Annotated in this window: 4 protein-coding genes; 3 read left to right on the forward strand and 1 reads right to left on the reverse strand. The window is 62.0% G+C overall.

Annotated features, from left to right (window positions below):
* Positions 1-85: 85 nt before the first annotated feature.
* Positions 86-1,093: a LacI family DNA-binding transcriptional regulator gene (locus tag ACW9HW_RS28610; protein WP_095193656.1), complete on the reverse strand. Its 1,008-nt coding sequence runs from the start codon at positions 1,091-1,093 to the stop codon at positions 86-88.
* Between the two features lie 175 nt (positions 1,094-1,268).
* Between ACW9HW_RS28610 and ACW9HW_RS28615 the strand changes: the two genes are divergently transcribed.
* Genes ACW9HW_RS28615 through ACW9HW_RS28625 form a run of 3 tightly spaced genes read left to right on the forward strand, consistent with a single transcriptional unit; the run spans position 1,269 to position 4,809 of the window.
* The gene (locus ACW9HW_RS28615; RefSeq protein WP_095193657.1) at positions 1,269-2,435 is read left to right on the forward strand and encodes a Gfo/Idh/MocA family protein; all 1,167 of its coding nucleotides are present in this window, start codon (positions 1,269-1,271) and stop codon (positions 2,433-2,435) included.
* Positions 2,432-3,526 carry a sugar phosphate isomerase/epimerase family protein gene (locus tag ACW9HW_RS28620; protein ID WP_095193658.1) on the forward strand — a complete coding sequence of 365 codons (1,095 nt, stop codon included), beginning with the start codon at positions 2,432-2,434 and terminating at the stop codon, positions 3,524-3,526. The genes ACW9HW_RS28615 and ACW9HW_RS28620 overlap by 4 nt, the downstream gene beginning before the upstream one ends.
* Before the next feature lie 47 nt (positions 3,527-3,573).
* Positions 3,574-4,809: a nucleoside permease gene (locus ACW9HW_RS28625; RefSeq protein ID WP_095193659.1), complete on the forward strand. Its 1,236-nt coding sequence runs from the start codon at positions 3,574-3,576 to the stop codon at positions 4,807-4,809.
* The last annotated feature ends 212 nt before the right edge of the window (positions 4,810-5,021 follow it).

Here is a 5,021-nt window from a genome sequence, read left to right on the forward strand (position 1 = left end):
TTGATCTTCAGTGCACACAAAAACCAGATACGGCGGAGCCCCTGTGGGAGCGAGCCTGCTCGCGAAGGCGGTGTGTCAGGCGACACTAGTTTGCCGGTCGCACCGCCGCCGTGCTGCCGCGCAACGTCAACTCGAACGGCAGGACCACATGCCGCTGCGCCAGCGGTTTTTTCTCGATCAACGCGATCAGCATCTCGACGGCCTTCTGGCCGAACACTTCAGCAGGCTGGGCGATGGTGGTCAGCGGTGGGTCGCAATAGGCCGCGAAGGGAATGTCGTCGAACCCCACCAGCGAAATATCCTCGGGGACACGCAAGCCCTGTTGCTTGATGCGTCTCAACGCACCGATGGCCATTTCATCGTTTTCACAGAACAGCGCGGTAGGGCGTTCGGGCAATGCCAGCATTGCGGTGGCGCCGTCATGACCGGCCTTCAGGCTGAAGTCACCGTGACAGATCAGCGTCGGGTCGCAATCGATTCCGGCCTCGCTTAAAGCATCCTGATAACCGGTCACGCGGTCGCGGGTCAGCGGGCTGCTTTTCGGACCCTTGATCAGGCCGATCCGCCGGTGGCCGAGTTCGATCAAATGTTCGGTCATGGCCTTGGCGGCGGCGCGATTGTCGAGGCTGATCGTGGGATGACGCCCGCCCTGAATCACTTCGCAGGCATTGACGATGGGCGCGAGTTCGGCGTTGGGGAAGGGCTCTGAAAACGGATCGAACGCACGCAACTGGATCACGCCGTCGGCCTGATGGTTGTACACCAGCTCGGCGAATTCCCGTTCGATGTCTTCGCGGCCCTGGGTGTCGCACAGCAGCAGCCGATAGTGGGCGGCCTGTGCAGCCTGTTGCGCACCGCTGATGACCCGGGCGAAAAAGGTGTTGGCGATGGCTGGCACCAGAATCACCAGGTTGCCGGTGCGACGCGAACGAAACTGCACCGCCATCAGGTTCGGTCGGTAACCGGCTTGTTCCACGGCGGCGTTGACCTTGTCCCGGGTTTCGGGGAGCACACGTTCGGGTGACTTCAGTGTCCTCGACACCGTGGCCACCGAGACGCCGGCCAGCCGGGCTACTTCACGGATATTGGACAAGACCACCTCGTTTGCGGATCACACGGCCGGCGAGCTTACCGCAGGTCGCCGGTGCACTGAAATGTCCGTGGATGTTAATCCGCAGTTTGACACTTCGCCCGACTGCGCCTAAATTTCGGGCACGATGTAACCGGTTACATCATGACCGGTTTCCAGCCAACAGAGAGCTTTTGCGATGAACGCTGCAGTGCCAAAAATAAGAATGGGCTTTGTCGGAGGCGGCGAAGGTGCCTTCATCGCGAAAGCCCACCGTCAGGCCGCCGGGCTCGATGGCCGTTTTGAACTGGTGTGCGGTGCGTTCAGCCGCGATGCCGTAAACAATCAGAACACCGGCGTGGCGCTGGGCTTGCCGGCTTCACGCTGCTACAGCGACTGGCGGCAGATGCTCGAGGCCGAACGTGCATTGCCCGCCGAACAACGCCTGGAGTTGGTGGTGATCGTCACCCCCAATCACCTGCACGCGCCAGTCGCCAGCCAGGCTTTGAGCGCTGGATTCCATGTGTTCAGCGAAAAACCGGCGGCGCTGAATCTGGCCGAGTTAATCGCACTCAAAACCGTGGTCGAACGCAGCAACCGCCTATATGGCCTGGCCCATACCTATCTGGGGTATCCGATGGTCTGGCAGGCGCGCGACATGGTGCGCGGCGGCGTGATCGGCGCGGTGCGCAAGGTGATCGTCGAATACCCGCAAGGCTGGCTCAGCCAGGATGTGGCCGGGCAGGGCAACAAGCAGGCAGCGTGGCGCGACTTGCCCGAACAGTCCGGGTTGGGCGGCTGCATCGGGGACATCGGCACCCATGCCTTTTCCCTGGCCGAGTTTGTCGCGGACCAGCCTATCCAGCAATTGAGCGCGATGCTGGGCGTGCACATCGAGGGTCGGCAGCTGGACGATGACGCCTCGATGTTGTTCAAGATGGCCGACGGTGCCAGTGGGGTGCTGATCGCCAGTCAAGTCTGCGCCGGCGAAGAGAACCCGCTGAAAATCCGTGTCTACGGCGACAAGGGTGGGTTGGAGTGGCGTCAGGAAGAACCCGCCAGCCTGATCCATCGCGCCCTCGATCAACCCTTGCGCATCTTGCGTTCCGGCGTCGGCCAGCCGTGGTTGTGCGAAGCCGCGAGCCGGCGCATGCGCTTGCCCGCCGGGCATCCCGAGGGCTACCTCGAAGCCATGGCCAACCTGTACGGCGATCTCGCCAATGCCATCCGTGGCGAGGTCGCCGGGCACGATGCTCCGGGCGTGCCCGGAATCGACGTCGGCCTGCGCGGCATGGCGTTCATCGAGACCGCCATCGCCAACCATCGCGGCGACGCCAAGTGGACCGAACTGGTGTGCAACCCATGAATCCGGAGACGACTGTGACCTCTCAAACCTCAACCGGCCTGCGCGGTCCGGGGATTTTTCTCGCGCAGTTCATGTCCGCCCAAGCGCCTTTCGACACCCTGGCCAACATCGCCCGGTGGGCGGCATCCCAAGGCTACAAAGCCATTCAGTTGCCGACCCTGGGCACGCAGTTCATCGACCTTGCACGGGCGGCCGAAAGCCAGAGCTACTGCGACGAATTGAAAGCCGTCTGTGCCCAGGCCGGTGTCGAGATCAGTGAATTGTCGACGCATCTGCAAGGCCAATTAGTGGCGGTGCACCCGGCGTTCGACACGCTGTTCGATGACTTCGCACCCGCTCATTTGCGCGGCCAGCCCGAGGCGCGCACCGCCTGGGCCATCGACCAGTTGAAACTGGCCGCCCGCGCCAGTCAGCGCCTGGGTTTGAAAGCCCATGCGACCTTCTCCGGCGCTTTGCTCTGGCCCTACATCTACCCTTGGCCGCAGCGGCCGAGCGGGTTGGTCGAGCAAGGTTTCGCCGAACTGGCGCGGCGCTGGCTGCCGATTCTCGATTGTTTCGAAGAGGCCGGTGTCGACCTGTGCTACGAGATCCACCCCGGCGAAGATCTGCACGACGGCGCCTCGTTCGAGCGGTTTCTGGAGGCGGTCGATCACCATCCACGGGCTGCGATTCTGTATGACCCGAGCCACCTGCTGCTGCAGCAAATGGACTACCTCGGCTTCATTGATCGCTACCACGCGCGCATCCGCATGTTCCACGTCAAGGACGCCGAGTTCCGTCCGGATGCCCGTTCCGGTGTGTACGGCGGGTATCAAGGCTGGGTGGAGCGGCCGGGGCGCTTCCGTTCCCTGGGTGATGGCCAGATCGACTTCAAATCAATCTTCAGCAAGCTGACGCAATACGACTACAGCGGCTGGGCCGTGCTGGAGTGGGAGTGCTGCCTGAAGGACTCCGCGCAAGGCGCCGCAGAAGGCGCGGCGTTCATCGAGCGGCACATGATCCGCAAGACCGGCAAGGCGTTCGATGATTTCGCCAGCGTGTCCGCCGACGCAGCGTTCAATCGACGCCTGTTGGGGCTGCCGGACGCCTGAAACCGATCCTCTCTCACAGAAAAAACAACAATAAGACGGTGACTCTCATGACGACGATGACCGCGCGATTAAGCGCAATGATGTTCCTGCAGTTCTTTATCTGGGGTGGCTGGTTCGTGACCCTCGGCACCTTTCTCGCCAGCACCCTGGGCGCCAGTGGCGGGCAGATCGGCATGGCGTTCTCGACCCAGTCCTGGGGCGCGATCATCGCGCCGTTCGTGATCGGTCTGATCGCCGACCGCTTTTTCAATGCCGAACGCATCCTCGCGGTGCTGCACCTGGTGGGCGCGGTGTTGCTCTATCAACTGTATCGGGCGCCGGACTTCAGCACGTTTTATCCCTACGTGCTGGCGTACATGATGATCTACATGCCCACCTTGGCCCTGGTCAATTCCGTGGCGTTCCGGCAGATGAGCGATCCGGCGCTGGAGTTTTCCCGTATCCGCGTGTGGGGCACCCTCGGCTGGATCGTCGCCGGTCTGGTGATCAGCTTTGTGTTTGCCTGGGACTCCCAGGCCGCGATTGCGGCGGGCGGGTTGCGCAACACCTTCCTGATGTCGGCCATTGCATCCTTGCTGCTGGGCCTCTACAGCTTCACCTTGCCACGCACCGCGCCACTCAAAGACGAGACCGGCAATGGCGGCCTCAAGCAGATGCTCGGGCTGGACGCCCTGGGGTTGCTCAAGGATCGCAGCTATCTGGTGTTCTTCATCGCTTCTATCCTGATCTGCATTCCCCTGGCGTTTTATTACCAGAATGCCAACCCGTTCCTGGCGGAAATCGGCGTGACCAACCCCACGGCGAAAATGGCCATCGGGCAGGTCTCCGAAGTGCTGTTCATGCTGCTGCTGCCGCTGTTCATCCACCGCTTCGGGATCAAGATTGCGCTGCTGGTGGGCATGCTGGCGTGGGCATTGCGCTACCTGTTGTTCGCCTACGGCAACAATGGCGACCTGGCTTTCATGCTCTTCACCGGTATCGCCTTGCACGGCATCTGCTATGACTTCTTTTTCGTGTCCGGGCAGATCTACACCGACGCCAAGGCATCGGAACGCTTCCGCAGTTCCGCCCAGGGTTTGATTACCCTGGCGACCTACGGCCTGGGCATGTTGATCGGCTTCTGGGTGGCGGGACAGGTGACAGATCACTACGCCACGACGGCGGGCGAGCATGACTGGAAAAGCATCTGGCTGTTCCCGGCCGGGTTTGCCCTGGCGATCTTTTTCTGTTTTTCCCTGGCGTTCAAGGGGCGGCAGGCAGCGGTGGTACAGACGTCGGTCTGAGCCCAAGGGGGTTGTCGGATTTGGATTTGGATTTTTGGAGGGGGTACATATCCGTTACTTCGGTAACGGCTGCTGGCGGTTTCGCTCTTACAGCGAGTCACTTGGAAAAGCCCCAAGTAACCAAGGGCTCTTGCCCCTTTCGTTCGGTGCCTCGCCCAGGCTCGGCATGCCCTCGCTCCGGTCCTGCTCCGTGGGCCCGCCGCCATCGGCCA

The sequence above is a fragment of the Pseudomonas sp. SDO5532_S415 genome (genome assembly GCF_054071155.1).